This window comes from Rothia sp. HMSC071F11 (genome assembly GCF_001809115.1).
GTDB classification, from domain to species: domain Bacteria; phylum Actinomycetota; class Actinomycetes; order Actinomycetales; family Micrococcaceae; genus Rothia; species Rothia dentocariosa.
In genome coordinates, this window is sequence record NZ_KV795730.1 from 335137 (window position 1) to 335726 (window position 590).

Below are 590 nucleotides of genomic sequence, written 5' to 3' on the forward strand. Positions count from 1 at the left end.
GAAAGAAGGTTTCGCATGTATGGTCGTGCTGACGATCGCGCACAGGTGCCTTCACGTTCGTCTTTGCCGCCGGGGTACGCCGAATTTCATCAGCAGTTTGGCACGCTGATTACCGCCTTGGCTGCGCAGGGCTGGACTCCGAGCGAAACGCACCGGCGTATTCGTGTTCTTTTTCCGCAGGTTAACCGGGAACATCTTGATTTTGCTTTAGATTCTGGCATGTGGGAGTTTGGTTCGCACGGCGAGCAGACTCCCACCCATGTTTTGCTGGCGACCGCCGTCTGGTATGCGGTGGCAGAGGCTTACGGTCTGGCGCCGGATGGTTCCTACGCCGCAACAACTCTGGATGCAACGGTCATGGCGGATATGCTGCGCCTATTGGAGAGCGCACGGGTTTCACCGCAGAATATCGCCCTGATTCTAGGGAAGGTGGGTGCTGGACTCAAGTACCTGGCGCTGCATCCATATACGCAGCTTGACGAGCTTACCTACCGCGATGTGTGCCAGCATCTTCCGGTTGAGTCCCAAGACGTGGCACACGGTTCGTTTGTATGGCCGCCCTCCTGCGAGAGCATTCGTGATCAGCTGGG

The 590-nt window shown here is 57.5% G+C and carries 1 pseudogene; it reads left to right on the forward strand.

Features of this window, described 5'->3' with window-relative positions:
• Window positions 1–15 precede the first annotated feature (15 nt).
• Window positions 16–590 (forward strand): annotated as a pseudogene (locus HMPREF2554_RS11745) (hypothetical protein); the annotation flags it as partial.